We start from the raw sequence: 17059 nt of genomic DNA, 5'->3' as shown, positions 1-17059 counted from the left end.
CCGGTCGCGCCCCCATCCATCCATGCACAGGAGTCCCTTGATGAGCTCGATCCACGACCTCGGTCTTTCCGAAACCTACGGTGCCTTCATCGACAACGCGTTCCAGCCGGTCGACGGTCCGACCTTCGAGGCGCGGCATTCGGGCACCGGCGAGCAGGTCGCGCGCATCGCGCGCTGCGGCGCGGCCGAGGTCGATGCGGCCGTGCGGGCCGCCGCCAGGGCCTTCCCGGCCTGGCGCGCCACCGCGCCCGAGGAGCGCTCGGCCCTGCTGCTGAAGCTGGCGGCGGCCGTGGAAGCCGACCAGCAGCGCCTCGCGCGCATCGATTCGATCGACATCGGCCGGCGCCTGTTCGAGACCGGCCTCGATCACCAGTTCGCGATCTCGCAGTACCGCTACTTCGCGGCCGCGGCCCTCACGCACGAGGGATTCGGCCGCCCGATCCCCGGCGGCTACCTGGTCGCCAGGCGCGAGCCCTATGGCGTGTGCGGCCAGATCATTCCGTGGAACGTGCCCGCGATCATGGCGGCCTTCAAGATCGCGCCCGCGATCGCGGCGGGCAACACGGTGGTGCTGAAGCCCGACGAGAACGCCTCGCTCAGCACGCTGGAGCTGTGCCGGCACATCGCGAAGATCTTTCCACCCGGCGTCATCAACATCGTGCCCGGCTTCGGCGAGGAGGCCGGGGCCGCGCTGACCGCGCACCCCGGCGTGGCGAAGCTGGCCTTCACGGGCAGCAGCGAGGTCGGGCGGATCATCTCGCGCGCCGGCGCCGACCGGCTGGTTCCGGTGTCGCTGGAACTGGGCGGCAAGAGCCCGAACATCATCTTTCCCGACATCGAGGACATCGACGCGGTGGTCGACAACGCGATGTTCGCGACCCTGTACTGCAACGGCCAGTCCTGCCTCGCGGGCACCCGGCTGTTCGTGCACGACGCGGTCTACGACGCCGTGATGGACCGCCTCGTCGCCGGCATGGAGCGCGTGCGGGTCGGCGCGGCGCTCGCGCCCGACACCGTGCTCTCGAACCTCGTGTCGCCCGAGCAGGGCCGGCGCGTGATGAACTACATCGACATCGGCAAGGCCGAGGGCGCGCGGCTGATGACCGGCGGCCAGCGCGTTGCCATCGAGGGGCAAGCCCACGGCCACTTCATCGCGCCGACGGTGTTCGAGGCCGACAACCGCATGCGCATCGCGCAAGAAGAGATCTTCGGCCCGGTGCTCAGCGTGATCCGCTGGAAGGACCAGGACCGGATGATCGAGGAGGCCAACGGCGTGCGCTACGGCCTGGCCGCCGGCCTCTACACCAGCAACCTGCGCAACGCCTGGGACACGGCCGACCGGCTGCAGGCCGGCTCGGTGTGGATCAACCACTACTTCAACCTCGCGAGCGGCTCGCCCTTCGGCGGCTTCAAGGAGAGCGGGATCGGCAGCGAGTACTGCCACGAGACGCTCAACATGTACACGCACCTCAAGGCCGTGACGATCCAGACCCAGGTGGCGGCCCCGTGGTTCGCCCCCAGGGCCTGAGCCCGCGGCACGCAGCGCTTCGCCCTCCCCCCACCCCCTACATCCAAAGAGGTCATCCCATGCAGATCACAGCCGCCGTCATGCGCGAGAAGGGTGGCAAGTTCACCCTCGAAGACATCGAACTGGAGGCGCCGCGCGACGACGAGGTGCTCATCCGCATGAAGAGCTGCGGCGTCTGCCACACCGACACCCTGCCGCGGGACCAGGTGGTGCCGGCGCCCTTCCCCGCGGTGTACGGCCACGAGGGCGCGGGCATCGTCGAGCAGGTCGGCAGCCGCGTGAGCAAGCTGAAACCCGGCGACCACGTCGTGATGAGCTGCAACTTCTGCGGCCACTGCGACACCTGCCAGACCGGCAAGCCCATGTACTGCCGGCACTTCTTCAAGGCCAATTTCGGCTTCGCGCGCATGGACGGAACGCCCACCATGCGCCAGGGCGGCGACGTCGTGCACGGGGCCTTCTTCAACCAGTCCTCGTTCGCGACCTATGCGCTGGGCACCGAACGCAGCGTGGTGAAGATCCCGTCCGACGTGCCGCTCGAGATCATGGGGCCGCTGGGCTGCGGCGTGCAGACCGGCGCGGGCGCGGTCATCAACTCGCTGCGCCCGCAGGCCGGCGATTCGATCGCCATCTACGGCGCGGGATCGGTCGGCCTCTCGGCGCTGCTCGCGGCCAACGTGACCGGCTGCGCGATCCGCATCTGCGTCGACCCGAACGAGGCGCGCCTGCAGTTCGCGCTCGAGCTCGGTGCCACCCATGTGGTCAACCCGCGAACCACCGATCCGGTGCGGCGCATCCAGGAGATCACCGGCGGCGGCGGCACGCAGTTCTCGCTCGAGACCTCGGGCAACCTCACGGCCCTGCGCCAGGCCGTCGACTCGATCCAGATCATGGGCGAGTGCGGCATGATCGGCGCACCCGCCTTCGGCAGCGAGATCGGCCTCGACACCTGGGGCCTGCTGCTGGGCCGCAAGATCCGCGGCATCTGCGAAGGCGACTCGGTGCCGGACCTGTTCATCCCGAAGCTGGTCGAGCTGTATCGGCAGGGGCGCTTCCCCTTCGACAAGCTGATCCGGTTCTATGCCTTCGACCAGATCAACCAGGCCGTGGAAGACGGCGAGCAGGGCCGGACCATCAAGGCCGTGCTGCGTTTCCCCGACTGACGCAGGCTGCAAGCTTTCGAGGACCGATGTTCATGGCATTGAATCGACGAGGCGCCTTCAAGCTGGCCACGACCCTGGCGCTGCTGAGTTCGAAACCCACGGCCGCGGGCACCGGCCAGGGCGCGGGCACGCGCCCCGCGATCGACACGCAGGCCGGCGCGCTCGAGTTCGAGCTCGGCATGCCCACGGCGCGCACCGTGGACAGCCTCTACCAGGCGCTCGACCACCAGAGCGCCGTGATGAGCTATCTCTGGGCCATCCCGATCGTCGGCATGGAAAGCGCGCGGCAGATGCTGGTCGACAACGCGGGCGCCCGCAGCGGCGACTTCGTGCGGGTGTCGGGCTACCGCGACGTCAGCGCGATGCTCGGCTCGAACGTCACCACGCCCTATGTCTTCGCCTTCTTCGATCTTTCGCGGCAACCGCTGGTGCTGCACTATCCGCCGGGTGCGACCGCGGGCTCGCTGATCGACTGGTGGGACCGTCCCCTGTGCGATGTCGGCATGACCGGGCCCGATGCGGGCCAAGGCGCCGTGTTCGTGCTGCTCGGTCCGGGGCAGCAGGCGCCGGGCGAGCTGCCGGCCGGCGCGCAGCTGCTGCGATCGCGCACCTTCAAGGTCCTGCTGTTCTGCCGCGGACTCGATGCCGACCTGGCGCAGGTGGAAACGGTCTTCTCGGCCCTGCGCGTCCATCCGCCCGGCCAGCAGCCTGCTACGGCAAAGACTCGCCTGCTGCGCTTCAAGCCCGAGGGCGAACTCACGAGCATGGCGCATCCACGGGGCCTCGCCTACTGGCAACGGCTGGCGAATGCGCTGCGGGGAGAGCCCGTGGAGGATCGCGACCGCTTCTTCGCCGCCCTGCTCGCGCCGCTCGGCATCGGCGCCGATCGCCCCTTCGCGCCCGATGCCCGGCAACAGGCCGTCTTGGAGAAGGCCGCGATCGTGGGCGAGGCCACGGCCAAGGCCATCGCCTTCCGCAAGCGCATCCCCGGCATGCGCTATCGGCCCGACACCCACTGGGAATACTTGATCGCGCCCGGCTTCGACAACGCGCAGGACGTGCCCGGCGGCACGCTGTTCGAGGAGCGCACGGCCTTCTTCTACGAAGTCACCGGCACCTCGGCGGCCGTGCTGACGCGGACGCCCGGCGTCGGCGCGGCCTATCTCGCCGCCTACTTCGACGCGAAGGCGGCCCCGTTCGACGGCGCGCGCAGCTACCGCCTGCGCGTGCCGGCGGACGTGCCCGCAAGGTTGTTCTGGTCGGTCACGCTGTACGACACGCAGACCCGCGGCCTGATCCAGAACGCGCAGCAGATCGTCGACCGCTCCTCGCGCCAGGACCTGGCGAAGAACGCCGACGGATCTGTCGACATCGTGCTGGGTCCGACGCCTGCGCCGGGCCTCGAGAAGAACTGGATCCCCACCACGCCCGGACATTCCTGGTACGTCTATTTCCGTCTCTTCGGCCCACTCTCGGCCTACTTCGACCGCACCTGGGTGCTGCCCGACATCGAGGCGCTGTAGCGCATCGCTTCAGGACCGATCGACCGCGCGCTCGGTCTCCTCGAGAAAACGCAGCAGGCCCTCGATCTCCGTCGACTTGTCGAACACCGCATCGGCGCCCAGCAGCAGCGCGCGCTCGCGCATGTCTTTGGTCGCGAAGTTCGAGAAGATCACCATGCGCTGGCGCGGCAGGCGATCCCTGCAGCCCATGAGCACGCCGAAGCCGGTGCCGTGGCGCAGGAAGAGATCGACCACGGCCACGTCCCATTGGCCATCGGCATCGTGCAGCCAGGCCACGGCCTCGGCCTGGGTCTCCGCGCTGCCGACCATGTGCACGGGCGCGAGCTCCTCCAGCGTCGCGATCAGGCTGTCGCGAATCAGGGGGTTGTCCTCGACGAGGTAACCGGTCAGGCTCATGGTGTTTTCGCCATCGTGTGGACCTGGGCCCTCAGGGCGCGAACGACCGCCGCAGCCGCTCGCCCGCGAAGGCCTGCGCGTCCCTGGCCTTCTCGAGCACCGCCGCGGCGCCGAAGAACTCGTGCGCCACGCCCTCGAATTCCTTGCGCGCGACCTCCACGCCCGCGTCGATCAGCGCACTCTCGAGCCGCGTGCCATCGCTGCGCAGCGGATCGAGCCGCGCATTGACGATGGTGACCGGCGCCAAACCGGCGAGCTGCGCGTCGACCAGCGACAGCCGCGGGTCGTCGAGGTCCTGCTCGCTGCGCGTCACGTGGGTGAAGAACCAGTCCATCATCGCGCGGTTGAGCGGCTTGGCGATCGCGTTCTCGAGGTAGGACTCGGTGTTGCGGCTGGTCTGCGTGACGGGGTAGACCGACAGCACGTGGCGCGGCGCGCGCAAGCCGGCGTCGCGCGCGGCGATCGCCGTGGCCACCGCGAGATTGCCGCCGGCCGATTCGCCCGCGAGCGCGAGGCGGGTGGCATCGCCGCCGAACGAGGCCGCGTGCTCGATCAGCCAGCGGTAGGCCGCGAGCGCGTCGTCCCATGCGGCCGGAAACTTGTGCTCGGGCGCGAGCCGGTAGTCGATCGACAGCACCATGGCCTGCGCGGCCGCGGCCAGGCCGCGCGCGCCGCCGTCGTACACCTGCCGGTTCGCGATCACCCAGCCGCCGCCATGGAAGTACAGGACGACGGGAAAGGGCCCCTGCCCCGCGGGCGTGTAAAGCGTGGCGTCCAGCGAGCCGGTGGCGCCATCGACCGACAGCTCGCGCGTGGTGACGCCGGGCACCAGGGTCTCGGGCACGGCCGAGCGGTTCTGCTGCTCGAGCACCTTCTTCACGGCATCGGCCACGGTCGGCTGCCGGCGTGCCTCCTCGGGCGTGAGTTTCTCGATCGCCTCGGGCTCGAGGGATTCGTGTGCCTTGGCCACCGCGATCTGGTCGTCATCGGCGCGCAGGGCCGCCACGACGTTGGACACCGCATTGATCACGGGATTCGGCTTCTTGTCGCTCATCGATTGCTCTCCTGGGAATGAAGTTGAAGCAGGTTGAGCAACTTGTACGACGCGAGGCCCCCCGGTGGTTTGTCGGACGTGGGCGCGCCACGTCGTGGGGCTTCCAGACCCCCGCCGTGGCGCGGCCCGCGCGAGGACCGGGGCTCAGCGCGCCGGATCGGCGAGCCCGAGCAGGCCCAGCGCCTGCCGGTGCGTGCCCGATGCCGGGTCCGCGAGATCGGCCAGCACGCTCATGTGGTTGCGGTTCGCGGGCCGCTCGGCGCCCACCACCACGCGGCGTCCCCAGGCGCTGGCGATCAGTTCGGCCTGGCGGTGGAACTCCTCGCTCTCGTCGCCACCAACCACGGTCACCAAGGTGCCCTGCTTCGGCGCGGGCATCGCGGCCGGACTCAGCCGCAACGCCGAGGCCTCGGTCAGCCCGATGTCGGCCGCGAGGAAAGGCGCGTGCCGCAAGGGCTCGAGCTCGTAGACGCCCGAGATCGGCAGCGCCGCCTTGACGAGATCGCGCGGCAGGTCGGGCGCAACGCGCTGCCAGTCGCAGGCCAGCAGCATGGTGGCGAGGTGGCCGCCGGCCGAATGGCCCGCGACGACGATGCGCGCGGGATCGCCGCCATGCGCCGCGATGTTGCGATGCACCCAGGCCAGCGCCTGTGTCATCTGCCGCGCGATGTGCTCGATGTCGACCGCCGGGCACAACGCGTAGTTGAGCTGCACGAAGGTGGCGCCGGCATCGGCCAGCGGCGGCGCGAGGAAGGCGTGGTCGCGCTTGTCGAGCGCGCGCCAGTAGCCGCCGTGGATGTAGACGAAGACGGGCGCCTTCCCCGCACCCGATGCGGCCGGCAGGATGTCCAGCCGCTCACTCTCGTCGTCGCCGTAGGCCAGGTCGCGAATCCATTCGGGCCGCTGCAGCGCCTGCGCCGATGCATCGGCCCAGAACTTCAGGATCGACGGGTGTTCGGGAATGCGCGCGCGGTTGTTGTATTGCGCATCGAACCATTCGGGCGCCGGCGGCGGTGTCGACGCCGCCGCGGCTTCGGCCGCCGCGCGCTTCGCCGCCGAATCGCGCAGCGCCGCATCGACCAGTGCATCGGCCATCCACAGCGCGGTGCGTTCGACCTCGCGGTCCTCGAGGCCCCAGATGTCCTTGAGCACCACGTAGGGTTCGATGCCGTAGACGATCGAGAGGGCATGGTGCAGCCGGTCGCGCATGCGCGGGCTCAAGAGCGGCGACATCGGCTCGAGCGCGTGCTCGAGGATGCGCACGCGATGACCGCGCCGGTACGGTTCCTCGGCCAGCAGGCCCGCGCGCTCGAGGCCCCACTGCTCGAGCGAGAGCTGCGCCGCGGCGCGCATCGGTGCCTCGAATTCCTTGAAGCGCGGAAAGGTCTGGCAGAACAGCTCGTGCAGCCGCTCGCGGCCGTTCGGGTTGTCCGAGGCCATCTGGCGCACCGGGCCCAGCGAGCTGTCGACCACCGCGGTGACCAGCGCGCTGCGGCTCGGAAAGTAGCGGTAGGCGGTGGCGCGCGACACGTTCGATCGCGCCGCCGCTTCGGCCACCGAGGGGATGTGGCCCTTCAATCGAATGATGTCCATCGCGGCCTGCAGCAGCTCGCGGAAGGTGGCGGCGCGAACGCCGCGTTCCGGCGCGCGCGGCGCCTCGCTCGGTGTGTGCTTGAGTCTTGCCATCGGGTTTGTACGGGGTTCGGAAATGCGGAAGTCGTCTTGTGGAGATGGTGACACGGCTCGTATGATCCGCGCACCCAGATTTGAGACGCAAGTCTCAAAAATCCCTAGATGACTTCCGGAGCCACCGAGGCGATCGGCGCACAGCGCGACGACCTCGGGGCCATATGGAGACAAAGTCGATGCGCTTCGCAAGCTGGAGTTGGGGTGGCCGCAACCATGCGGGCACGATCTCGGCCGACGGCCGGGAAGCCACGCCATTGGCGGTGGGCGACGCCTCGCGCGGCGTGCTGCCGCTGATCGAGGCGCTGGCACGCAACGAGCCGCTGCCGCAGCCCTCGGGCACGCGGCTGCCGGTCGAGGTGATCACCCTGCGCGCACCGCTGCCGCGCCCGCTGCGCGGCCTGTTCTGCGTCGGGCGCAACTACCGCGCGCATGCGGCCGAACTCGCGGGCTCGGTGTTCAGCAGCAGCATGCCCGAGAGCGATCCGTGGCCGATCGTGTTCGGCAAGCTCGGCGAATGCGTGATCGGTCCGCACGATCCGGTGCGGCTGCCGCGCTCCTCGGTGTCGGTGCAGATCGACTACGAATCCGAACTCGCGGTGATCATCGGCCGCGGCGGGCGCGACATCCCGCGCTCGCAGGCGATGGAGCACGTGTTCGGCTACACCATCGTCAACGACGTGACGGCGCGCGACGTGCAGATGCGCCACCAGCAGTGGGACCTCGGCAAGAGCTTCGACACCTTCTGCCCGATGGGCCCGTGGATCGTGACGGCCGACGAGATGGACGGCCGCGCCACGCGCGTGCGCGGCTGGGTCAACGGCGCACTGCGCCAGGACGGCCTGACGCGCGACATGATCTTCGACATCCCGACGCTGATCGAGACCTGCTCGCGCGGCATCACGCTGCATCCGGGCGACGTGATCGCCACCGGCACGCCCTCGGGCGTGGGCATGGGCCTGAACCCGCCGCAATGGCTGGGCCGGGGCGACACGGTGCGCATCGAGATCGACGGCATCGGCGTCATCGAGAACCGCTTCGAGGCGCTGGCATGAGCTTCCAGCTCATCGACCGCATCGCGGTGGAGGACGAGGGCGAAGGCCCGGTGGTCGTCTGCGTGCACGGCCTGGGCGGCAGCTCGAACACCTACACGCCGCTGATGCCCGCGCTGGCGCGCCATCGCGTGGTGCGCATCGACCTGCCCGGCAGCGGCCGCTCGCAGCGCGCCGAAGGACCGCTCACGATCGAGCGCTACGTCGAGACCGTGCTGTCGGTCTGCGAACGCCTGGGCATCCAGCGCGCGCACTGGGTCGGCCATTCGATGGGCACCATCGTCTGCCAGCACATCGCCGCGGCGCATCCCAGGTGCGTGGCGAGCCTCGCGCTGTTCGGCCCGCTGATCGCGCCGCCCGACGCGGCGCGCACCGCGATGAAGGCCCGCGCCGACAAGGCGCGCGGCGGCGCGGCGGGCATGCACGAGATCACGCAGGCGCTGCTGCAGGGCGCGATCTCGGCCGACACGCGCCAGCGCTTGCCGGTGGCGGTGGCCTTCGTGCGCGAGAGCCTGATGCGCCAAGAAGGCGAAGCCTATGCGCGCAGCTGCGAGGCCCTGGCGGGCGCGCAGCCCGCGGCGGTGGAGAACATCGAGGCCGCGGTGCTGCTGGTGACCGGCGACGAGGACGGCGTGGCGCCGCCGCAGGCCGTGCGCGCCATGGCCGACCGGCTGCACCGCGCCGCCAGCAAGCGCGTGGTGGTGCTGCCGAAGTGCGGCCATTGGACACCCGTCGAGCGCCCCGACGAGTGCCAGCGCGAGTTGCGCGAATTCCTGGCGGCGCAGGCGAGGAGCTGACCGTGGCCGACGTGCTGTTCACCAACGTCCGCATCTTCGACGGCGGCGGCGAGGCCCCCTTCACTGGCGACGTGCTGGTGCAGGGCAACCGCATCGCGCGCGTCGTCAAGACCTCGCACGGTGCGCGCTCCGCGCCCGTGCATGGCGCCCAGGTCATCGACGGCGCGGGCGCCTTCCTGATGCCCGGCATGGTCGAGGCCCACACGCATTTCTCGTGGAACGACCAGCCCAGCCTCGACGCGATCCAGCGCATGCCGCCCGAGGAGCACATCCTGTGGTGCGCCGAGGTCGCGAAGCGCTACCTCGACATGGGCTGGACCAGTTGCGTGGGCGCTGCCACCGCCAAGCCGCGGCTCGACGTGGTGATCCGCAACGCCATCAACGACGGCACCATCGTCGGCCCGCGCTACCTGGCCGCGAGCCAGGAGATCACCGTGCCCGGCGGGCTCGGCGACACCACGCAGCCGCACCTGCCGCAGCCCGAGTTCGCCTTCGGCGCGGTGGTCAGCGGCGCCGAGGAGATGCGCCGCTGCGTGCGCATGTTCGCCAAGTACGGCGTCGATTCGCTCAAGATCAATCTCTCGGGCGAGTCGATCACCGGTATGCCCAGCGAGATGAGCCAGTTCACCGAGGAGGAGATCCGCGTCTGCGTGGAGGAGGCCAAGGCCTGGGGCAAGCGCGTGGCCGCGCATGCGCGCTCGACCTGGTCGATCAAGCAGTGCGTGAAGCACGGCATCGAGGTGATCTACCACGCGAGCTTCACCGACAGCGAGGCGCTCGACCTGCTCGAGGCGCACAAGATGGAGCACTTCATCGCGCCCGGCCTCGCGTGGCTGATCAACACCTGCCACCACGCGAGCCAGTGGGGCCTGACGAAGGAAGTCACCACGAAGATGGGCTACCACCGCGAGCTCGACGCCGCGGTGGAGAGCATGCGCGCGATGCGCAAGCGCGGCATCCGCATCCTGCCCGGCGGCGACTACGGCTTCGCCTGGACGCCGCACGGCACCAATGCCAAGGACCTCGAGTACTTCGTGAAGTACGTGGGCATGAGCCCCATGGAGGCGCTGCTGTCGGCCACTGCCTGGGGCGGTCCGATGATGCGCATGGGCAAGGTGCTGGGCTACATCCGCGAGGGCTACCTGGCCGACATCCTGCTCGTCGACGGCGATCCGCTGGCCGACATCACGGTGCTGCAGGACAAGTCGCGCATCCTGGCCGTCATGAAGGACGGCGAGTTCCATCGCGCCCCGCCGCTGCGCCAGGCGCAGGGCCTGCGCGTCGCCCCTCCCACCCGCTGGGCCGCCTAGGCCTTCCGCATCCCGACCGGAGCACCGCATGGCCGACGTCGTCTTCACCAACGTGCGCATCCTCGACGGCACGGGGCAGAACCCCTACAGCGGCAGCGTGCTGGTGCGCGGCAACCGCATCCGGCAGGTAGGCCGCAGCACCGCGCCGATCGCGCCCGGCGGCGCCACCGTGATCGACGGCGCGGGCGCCACCCTGATGCCCGGCATGTGCGAGGCCCACACGCACTTCTCGTGGAACGACGCCGCCACGCTCGCGGCGATCCAGACCATGCCGCTCGAGGAACACGTGCTGTGGTGCGCCAAGGTCGCGAAGCGCTACCTCGAGGCCGGCTTCACCTCCTGCGTGGGCGCGGCCTGCGCCAAGCCGCGGCTCGACGTGGTGATCCGCAACGCGATCAATTCGGGCCAGATACCGGGCCCGCGCTACCTCGCGGCGAGCCAGGAGATCACGGTGCTCGGCGGCCTGGGCGACGAGACACTGCCGCACCTGCCCTTTCCCGAGTTCAGCTTCGGCGTGAACATCTCGGGCGCCGACGAGATGCGCAAGGCGGTGCGCCTGTTCCTCAAGTACGGCGTCGACTCGATCAAACTCAACCTCTCGGGCGACAACTTCACGCCGCAGTCGCCCTCGGAAACCACCTGGATGCTCGACGAGGAAGTGGCCGCGGCGATGCGCGAGGTCAAGATCCGCGGCAAGCGCGGCGTGGCGCATGCGCGCTCGTCGGAGAGCGTGAAGCAGGCGCTGCGCCACGGCATCGACCTGATCTACCACGCGAGCTTCGTCGACGAGGAGGCGCTCGACATGCTCGAGGCCGCGAAGGACCGCGTCTTCGTCGCGCCCGGCATCGCCATCCTCTACGCCATGCTGCACGAGGCCGAGCCCTACGGCGTCACCTACCAGATGGCGGCCGACATGGGCTACCAGATCGAATGGGACGCGGCCTGCGTCTCGCTCGCCAAGATGCACAAGCGCGGCATCCGCGTGCTGCCCGGCGGCGACTACGGCTTCGCCTTCACGCCGCACACGCAGAACGCGCGCGACCTCGAGTTCTTCGTCAAGTACCTGGGCTTCACGCCGATGGAGGCGATCCGCTCGACCACGCTCTACGGCGGCCAGATCATGATGCGGCCCGACGATCTCGGCCTCGTCAAGGAGGGCTACCTCGCCGACCTGATGCTGGTCGACGGCGACCCGCTGGCCAACCTCTCGATCCTGCGCGATGCGAAGCGCATCCTGGCCGTGATGAAGGACGGCGAGTTCGCCAAGGCACCGGCCATCGCGTCCGAGCGCGGCTGGGACCGGGGCTGGGAGCGCGCCGCATGACGCGCGCCGCCCTCACGCGCTGGACCCTGTGGCTGGTGCTCGGCGTGCCGATCGCGGTGTTCGCGGTCTGGGCCGTGGCCGACAACGCCTCGCTGTTCTTCAAGACCCTGCTCAACGGCCTCACGCTGGCCTCGCTCTACTTCCTCGTGGCCAGCGGCTTCACGCTGGTGTTCGGGCTGATGCGCAACGTGAACCTCGCGCACGGCTCGCTCTACCTGTTCGGCGCCTACGTGGGCTGGTTCGTCGGCGAGCACACCGGCTCCTGGGTGCTCGCGGTGATGGCGGGCTTCCTCGCGGCCGCGGTGCTGGGCCTGCTGATGCAGCTGCTGGTGTTCCGCCACATGCAGGGCCAGGACCTGCGCCAGACGCTGGTGACCATCGGCCTGTCGATCGTGTTCGCCGACCTGATGCTGTGGATCTGGGGCGCCGAGATCTACACCTTCGATCCGCCCTCGTGGATCTACGGCTCGACCACGCTGCCGCTGGTCGAGAAGTTCCCGACCTACCGGCTGGTGGTGCTGCTGGCCTCGGTGCTGATCGGCGTGGGCCTGTGGCTGCTGCTGGCGCGCACGCGCATCGGCATGATGATCCGCGCCGGCGTCGACGACCGCGGCATGCTGGCCGCCTCGGGCGTCAACGTGCAGCTGGTGTTCGCGCTGACCTTCGCCATCGGCGCCGGCCTCGCGGGCCTGGCCGGCGTGGTCGGCGGCACTGCCCTGTCGATCTCGCCGGGCGAGGACACGCGCTACCTGCTGGCCTCGCTGGTGGTGGTGATCGTCGGCGGCATGGGCAGCGTGGTCGGTGCCGCCATCGGCGCGCTGCTGATCGGGCTGGCCGAGCAGTTCGGGCTCGCCTATGCGCCGACCTACAGCGTGGTCTTCACCTTCGTGATCATGGTGGTCGCGCTGGCATTCAAGCCGCGCGGGCTGATGGGGAAGGCGGCATGAGCGCCGCGCCGGGCCGCCCCAAGCAAGCTCGCACCGCAGTGCGAAGCACGGAGGTGCTCCTGTGAGCGCGGCGCAGTGGCGACGCGCCATGAAGTCGGGAGGGTCGATGCCCGCGCAGGAGGCGCGCGTCACCGCGTTGCCGCGCGCGGTCGCATCGCCATCGCAACCCGCCGAACCGCCGCCGGCCCACGGCGAGCTGCCGCGCTGGCTCGGCAGGCTGCTGCGCCCGGTGCGCTGGCGCCATGTGCTGGTCGCGCTGCTGGTGCTGGTGTATCCCTTCGTCGCCTCGCCCTTCTTCACCTTCCAGATCGGCGCCCAGTCGCTCGCGCTCGGCCTGATCGCGCTGTCGCTGACCTTCCTCGGCGGCTATGGCGGCATGGTCTCGCTCGCGCAGATGACGGTGGCGGGCTTCGCGGCCTACGTGGTCGCGATCGTCGGCAGCAGCAGCAACACCGCGATCAGCCTGAGCTGGCCCTGGTGGCTCGCAGTGCTGGCGGCGCTGGCGCTGGCCACGCTGTTCTCGGCCGCGGTGGGCTGGCTCTCGGTGCGCACCGAGGGCATCTACACCATCATGATCACGCTGGCCGTGGGCGTGGCCTTCTTCTACCTCGCGCAGCAGAACTACACGCTGTTCAACGGCTTCCAGGGCTTCAGCAAGCTGGCCGCGCCCACCGTGTTCGGGCTCGACCTGCGCGAGCCCGTGCCCTTCTACCTGCTCACGCTGGGCTGTTCGGTGGCGGGCTACTTCTTCATCAAGCACCTGATCCGCGCGCCCTTCGGCGTGGCGCTGCAGGGCATCCGCGACAACCCGCGCCGCATGCAGGCGCTGGGCTTCGACGTCACGGCGCACCGGGTCGCGGCCTATGCGGTCTCGGGCTTCCTGGCCGCGGTCGGGGGCGTGCTGCTGGTCTGGTACAACGGCCGCATCTCGCCCGGCACGCTCGGCATCGGCGCGATGATCAACATCCTCATCATCGCCGTGCTCGGCGGCATGAAGCACCCCATCGGTGCCTTCATCGGCGCGATCGTCTTCGTGCTGCTGCAGAACTTCGCCATCGACCTGGTCGACCGCGAACGCTTCAATCTCGTGATCGGCGGGGTCTTCCTCGCGATCGTCCTCTTTTCCCCCGACGGACTGCTGGGCCTGTGGCATCGCTTGCGCACGCGCCTGGGCGCACCTTTCCCCACCCGTGGCTCAGGCCGCATTCACCAGCGATAAGAAGGAGCGAGACATGAAGAGAGTCGAGAACGTGTTCGGACGCAGCATCGTCGCCGCCGCGGCATTGTTTGCGATGGCCGGGGCCGCCGGCCTCGCGCAGGCGCAGGAAACCCTCAAGATCGGCCTGCTGGCCTCGCTCGAGGGACCGTTCGCGGCGCCGGGCCAGGACGGCATGCGCGGCGCCGACCTCGCGCTGAAGGAGAAGAAGGGCATGGCCGGCGGCAAGAAGATCGAGTTCGTGAAGGTCTCGTCGGACGCCACGCCCGACAAGGCCGTGAACTCGACGCGCAAGGCGGTCGAGCAGGACAAGGTGCAGATCATGATCGGCCCGCTGTCGGGCGACGAGGGCATCGCGGTCAAGAACTACGCGAAGACGCAGCCCAACGTCACCTTCATCAACGGCTCGGCCGGCGCGCAGGCCGCGACGCTGCAGGACCCGGCGCCCAACTTCTACCGTTTCAACACCGAGGGCGCGCAGTGGATGGTGGGCCTGGGCGAGCATGCGCTGTCCAAGGGCTACAAGCGCACCTTCCTGATCGCCGAGGACTACGGCTTTCCCTACTCGCAGGTGCAGGGCTTCATGGCCAGCTACTGCGCCAAGGGCGGCAAGGTGGTCGACAAGGCCTGGGTGCCGCTGGGCACCAAGGACTACGCCTCGGTGATCGCCAAGATCCCGAAGAACGTCGATGCGCTGGTGGTGGTGCTCGGCGGCTCCGACGCGGTGAACTTCCTGACCCAGTACGAGCAGGCCGGCGGCGACAAGCCGATGATCGGCGGCTCGATCACGGTCGACCAGACGGTGCTGAACTTCAAGGGCAAGCGCCGCGAATCGCTGCTGGGCACGGCCTCGGCCGGCCCGATGGCCGACTCGATCGACACGCCCGAGTGGAAGAAGTTCGTGGCCGACTACAAGGCCAGCTTCAAGGACGGCTTCCCGAGCCCGTCGCTGTTCGCCTACCTCTATTACATCAACACCAAGGCCACGCTCGATGCGCTCGACGCGGTCAAGGGCGACCTGTCGAACAACCAGAAGGCCTACCGCGAAGCGCTGCAGAAGACCAACTTCAAGGGCCCGGCCGGCGACGTGAAGATCGATGCCAACCGCAACGGCGTGGGCACGACCTACATCACCGAGGTGAGCAAGGCGCCCGACGGCTCGTTCTACAACAAGGTCGTGAAGTCGGTGCCGAACATCTCGCAGACGCTGGGGCTGTCGGAGGCCGAGTTCAAGAAGATGGGGATGGGCACGCGCGACGTGCCGGACTGCCGGACCTGAGGCCGGCGACCACCGTCGAACGAACGCGCGGGGTCCGCCCCGCGCGCCCACCCCACTTCGAGACATCCAGGATGGCCACGATCACCACGCTGCGACCGCCCGCTTCGCGCGCGCCCCAACCCGCCCGCGGCGGGAGCACGCAGCTCCTGTCGGGCGACGCATTGCGCCTGGACGGCGTGACGCGCGCCTTCGGTGCGCTGCGCGCGGTCGACGGCGTCTCGCTCGCGGTCACGGCGGGCCAGAAGTACGCCATCCTCGGATCGAACGGCGCCGGCAAGACCACGCTGTTCAACGCCATCACGGGCGACTTCCCGCCGACCGCGGGACGCATCCATTTCTTCGGCGAGGACATCACCGACCTGCCGCCGCAGGACCGCATCCGCAAGGGCCTGCGGCGCACCTACCAGTCCTCGCTGCTGTTTCGCGACCTCTCGGTGCGCGACAACCTGTTCCTCGCGGTGCGCGGCGTGGCCAGCGGCCGCTTCAGTTTCCGCCGGGCCGGCGCCGGCCATGCCAGCACGCGCGCGACCGAGGACCTGCTCGAGCGCGCGCGCCTCGCGCATATCGCCGACGAGAAGGTCGCCAACCTCGCGCACGGCCAGCAGCGCCAGCTCGAGATCGGCATGGCGCTGGCCGGCGCGCCGCGGCTGATCCTGTTCGACGAGCCCGCGGCCGGCCTCTCGCCGGCCGAGCGGCGCGAGCTGGTGGCGCTGTTGACCTCGCTGCCCGCGCACATGAGCTTTGTGCTGATCGAGCACGACCTGGACATCGCGCTGCGCGTGGTCGACCGCGTGACGGTGATGCACAACGGCCGCGTGCTGCGCACCGGCAGCCCGGCCGAGATCGAGGGCGATGCGCAGGTGCAGGCGATCTACATGGGGAGCAAGCACTGATGGCCTGGTTCGGCGGCGGCGATCGCGACACGGCGGCCGGCCGGTCCACCGCGCTGGTGGTCGAGGGCCTCGACGTCTACTACGGCCGCGCCCATGCGCTGCAGGGCGTGAGCCTGTCGCTGGAGCGAGGCGTGCTCGGCATCGTCGGGCGCAACGGCATGGGCAAGACCACGCTGTGCAACGCGCTCACCGGCCTGGTGCCGGCGCGCGGCAGCGTGCGCTTCGGCGGCGAGGAGATCCTGGGCCTGGCGCCCAACGAGATCACGCGCCGCGGCATCGCCTACGTGCCGCAGGGCCGGCGCGTGTGGCCCTCGCTCTCGGTCGACGAGACGCTGCGCCTGGTGGCGAGCCGCCGGCGCGAGGTCGACCGCGTCTATGCGATGTTCCCGCGGCTGGCCGAGCGGCGCGGCAATGGCGGCGCCCAGCTCTCGGGCGGCGAGCAGCAGATGCTCGCGATCGGCCGCGCGCTGCTGCTGAACCCGAAGCTGCTGGTGATGGACGAGCCGACCGAGGGCCTGGCGCCGGTCATCGTCGACCAGGTGGCGCAGGCGCTGCGCGACCTCGCGGCCGAGGGCAGCATCGCGGTGCTGCTGATCGAGCAGAACCTCGGCGTGGCGATCTCGGTGGCCGACCGCATCGGCCTGATGGTCAACGGCCGCATCGCGCGCGAGATGCCGGCGGCCGAACTCGCGGCCGACCGCGAGCTGCAGGAGAAGCTGCTGGGCGTGCGTTCGGGCGGCCATGGCGACGAGGCCGAGGCGGAGCAGCCGGCGCCTCGCCTGGGCGAGGACGACGGCCGCGACAACGCGCCGCGCGTCTACACCGTGCGCCGCGCCCATGGCGACGGAGCGCCCTCGCTCGACGACCTCGCGCCGGCCAGCGTGCGCGGCT

General features: G+C 69.9%; 15 protein-coding genes. 12 read left to right on the top strand and 3 right to left on the bottom strand.

Translation table 11 applies throughout. The features are described 5' to 3' along the window. The first annotated feature begins 40 nt into the window (after nt 1–40). From AC27VN_RS01400 to AC27VN_RS01390, 3 genes are read left to right on the top strand one after another with little or no spacing between them, the layout of a single operon-like run. Nucleotides 41–1528 carry an aldehyde dehydrogenase family protein gene (locus tag AC27VN_RS01400; RefSeq protein WP_490875342.1) on the top strand — a complete coding sequence of 496 codons (1488 nt, stop codon included), beginning with the start codon at nt 41–43 and terminating at the stop codon, nt 1526–1528. 59 nt (nt 1529–1587) lie between these two features. After that, nucleotides 1588–2691 carry an NAD(P)-dependent alcohol dehydrogenase gene (locus AC27VN_RS01395; RefSeq protein WP_490875341.1) on the top strand — a complete coding sequence of 368 codons (1104 nt, stop codon included), beginning with the start codon at nt 1588–1590 and terminating at the stop codon, nt 2689–2691. Between the two features lie 32 nt (nt 2692–2723). Beyond that, the gene (locus AC27VN_RS01390) at nt 2724–4214 is read left to right on the top strand and encodes a DUF1254 domain-containing protein (RefSeq protein WP_490875340.1); all 1491 of its coding nucleotides are present in this window, start codon (nt 2724–2726) and stop codon (nt 4212–4214) included. Nucleotides 4215–4223: 9 nt separating this feature from the next. On the opposite strand, the gene AC27VN_RS01385 is transcribed toward AC27VN_RS01390, so the two are convergent. The 3 genes from AC27VN_RS01385 to AC27VN_RS01375 all read right to left on the bottom strand — a co-directional run bounded on the left by AC27VN_RS01385 (nt 4224) and on the right by AC27VN_RS01375 (nt 7350). Then, complete coding sequence (locus AC27VN_RS01385) at nt 4224–4610, bottom strand: response regulator (RefSeq protein WP_093352478.1); 387 nt, start codon at nt 4608–4610, stop codon at nt 4224–4226. 31 nt (nt 4611–4641) lie between these two features. Then, nucleotides 4642–5664: an alpha/beta hydrolase gene (locus tag AC27VN_RS01380; protein ID WP_490875339.1), complete on the bottom strand. Its 1023-nt coding sequence runs from the start codon at nt 5662–5664 to the stop codon at nt 4642–4644. Between the two features lie 144 nt (nt 5665–5808). Next, the gene (locus AC27VN_RS01375; protein WP_490875338.1) at nt 5809–7350 is read right to left on the bottom strand and encodes an alpha/beta hydrolase fold domain-containing protein; all 1542 of its coding nucleotides are present in this window, start codon (nt 7348–7350) and stop codon (nt 5809–5811) included. 179 nt (nt 7351–7529) lie between these two features. Between AC27VN_RS01375 and AC27VN_RS01370 the strand changes: the two genes are divergently transcribed. From AC27VN_RS01370 to AC27VN_RS01330, 9 genes are all read left to right on the top strand, one after another. Continuing rightward, entirely contained in the window at nt 7530–8405 is an 876-nt protein-coding gene (locus tag AC27VN_RS01370) for a fumarylacetoacetate hydrolase family protein (RefSeq protein ID WP_490875337.1), read from the top strand. Beyond that, nucleotides 8402–9199, top strand: a complete 798-nt coding sequence (locus AC27VN_RS01365; protein ID WP_490875336.1) for an alpha/beta fold hydrolase — start codon at nt 8402–8404, stop codon at nt 9197–9199. The genes AC27VN_RS01370 and AC27VN_RS01365 overlap by 4 nt, the downstream gene beginning before the upstream one ends. A gap of 2 nt (nt 9200–9201) precedes the next feature. Further along, entirely contained in the window at nt 9202–10509 is a 1308-nt protein-coding gene (locus AC27VN_RS01360) for a metal-dependent hydrolase family protein (RefSeq protein WP_296785571.1), read from the top strand. A 28-nt stretch (nt 10510–10537) separates the two neighbouring features. Then, a complete protein-coding gene (locus AC27VN_RS01355) occupies nt 10538–11833 on the top strand; it encodes a metal-dependent hydrolase family protein (protein WP_296785574.1) in 1296 nt (431 codons plus the stop codon). Next, nucleotides 11830–12780: a branched-chain amino acid ABC transporter permease gene (locus tag AC27VN_RS01350; protein ID WP_490875335.1), complete on the top strand. Its 951-nt coding sequence runs from the start codon at nt 11830–11832 to the stop codon at nt 12778–12780. Before AC27VN_RS01355 ends, AC27VN_RS01350 begins: the two co-directional genes overlap by 4 nt. Nucleotides 12781–12886: 106 nt before the next feature. Then, the gene (locus AC27VN_RS01345) at nt 12887–13999 is read left to right on the top strand and encodes a branched-chain amino acid ABC transporter permease (RefSeq protein WP_490875334.1); all 1113 of its coding nucleotides are present in this window, start codon (nt 12887–12889) and stop codon (nt 13997–13999) included. Between the two features lie 13 nt (nt 14000–14012). Continuing rightward, nucleotides 14013–15275, top strand: a complete 1263-nt coding sequence (locus AC27VN_RS01340; RefSeq protein WP_208512422.1) for an ABC transporter substrate-binding protein — start codon at nt 14013–14015, stop codon at nt 15273–15275. Between the two features lie 71 nt (nt 15276–15346). Further along, nucleotides 15347–16168 (top strand): ABC transporter ATP-binding protein, encoded by an 822-nt coding sequence (locus AC27VN_RS01335; RefSeq protein ID WP_490875333.1) that lies wholly within the window; start codon nt 15347–15349, stop codon nt 16166–16168. After that, on the top strand, nt 16168–17059 hold an 892-nt coding region (locus tag AC27VN_RS01330), incomplete at its 3' end, for an ABC transporter ATP-binding protein (RefSeq protein WP_490875332.1). The genes AC27VN_RS01335 and AC27VN_RS01330, both read left to right, overlap by 1 nt.

It is taken from the genome of Variovorax sp. 20P10.2.4 (genome assembly GCF_058244205.1).
This window is presented reverse-complemented; position numbering and strand designations above follow the sequence as displayed.

Bases quoted from the DNA above. Each gene is read 5' to 3' on its own strand.
- AC27VN_RS01395 (WP_490875341.1), top strand. From the start codon at position 1,588: ATGCAGATCACAGCCGCCGTCATGCGCGAGAAGGGTGGCAAGTTCACC.
- AC27VN_RS01365 (WP_490875336.1), top strand. From the start codon at position 8,402: ATGAGCTTCCAGCTCATCGACCGCATCGCGGTGGAGGACGAGGGCGAA.
- AC27VN_RS01335 (WP_490875333.1), top strand. From the start codon at position 15,347: ATGGCCACGATCACCACGCTGCGACCGCCCGCTTCGCGCGCGCCCCAA.
- AC27VN_RS01340 (WP_208512422.1), top strand. From the start codon at position 14,013: ATGAAGAGAGTCGAGAACGTGTTCGGACGCAGCATCGTCGCCGCCGCG.
- AC27VN_RS01345 (WP_490875334.1), top strand. From the start codon at position 12,887: ATGCCCGCGCAGGAGGCGCGCGTCACCGCGTTGCCGCGCGCGGTCGCA.
- AC27VN_RS01370 (WP_490875337.1), top strand. From the start codon at position 7,530: ATGCGCTTCGCAAGCTGGAGTTGGGGTGGCCGCAACCATGCGGGCACG.
- AC27VN_RS01400 (WP_490875342.1), top strand. From the start codon at position 41: ATGAGCTCGATCCACGACCTCGGTCTTTCCGAAACCTACGGTGCCTTC.
- AC27VN_RS01380 (WP_490875339.1), bottom strand. From the start codon at position 5,664: ATGAGCGACAAGAAGCCGAATCCCGTGATCAATGCGGTGTCCAACGTC.
- AC27VN_RS01375 (WP_490875338.1), bottom strand. From the start codon at position 7,350: ATGGCAAGACTCAAGCACACACCGAGCGAGGCGCCGCGCGCGCCGGAA.
- AC27VN_RS01350 (WP_490875335.1), top strand. From the start codon at position 11,830: ATGACGCGCGCCGCCCTCACGCGCTGGACCCTGTGGCTGGTGCTCGGC.
- AC27VN_RS01385 (WP_093352478.1), bottom strand. From the start codon at position 4,610: ATGAGCCTGACCGGTTACCTCGTCGAGGACAACCCCCTGATTCGCGAC.
- AC27VN_RS01390 (WP_490875340.1), top strand. From the start codon at position 2,724: ATGGCATTGAATCGACGAGGCGCCTTCAAGCTGGCCACGACCCTGGCG.
- AC27VN_RS01355 (WP_296785574.1), top strand. From the start codon at position 10,538: ATGGCCGACGTCGTCTTCACCAACGTGCGCATCCTCGACGGCACGGGG.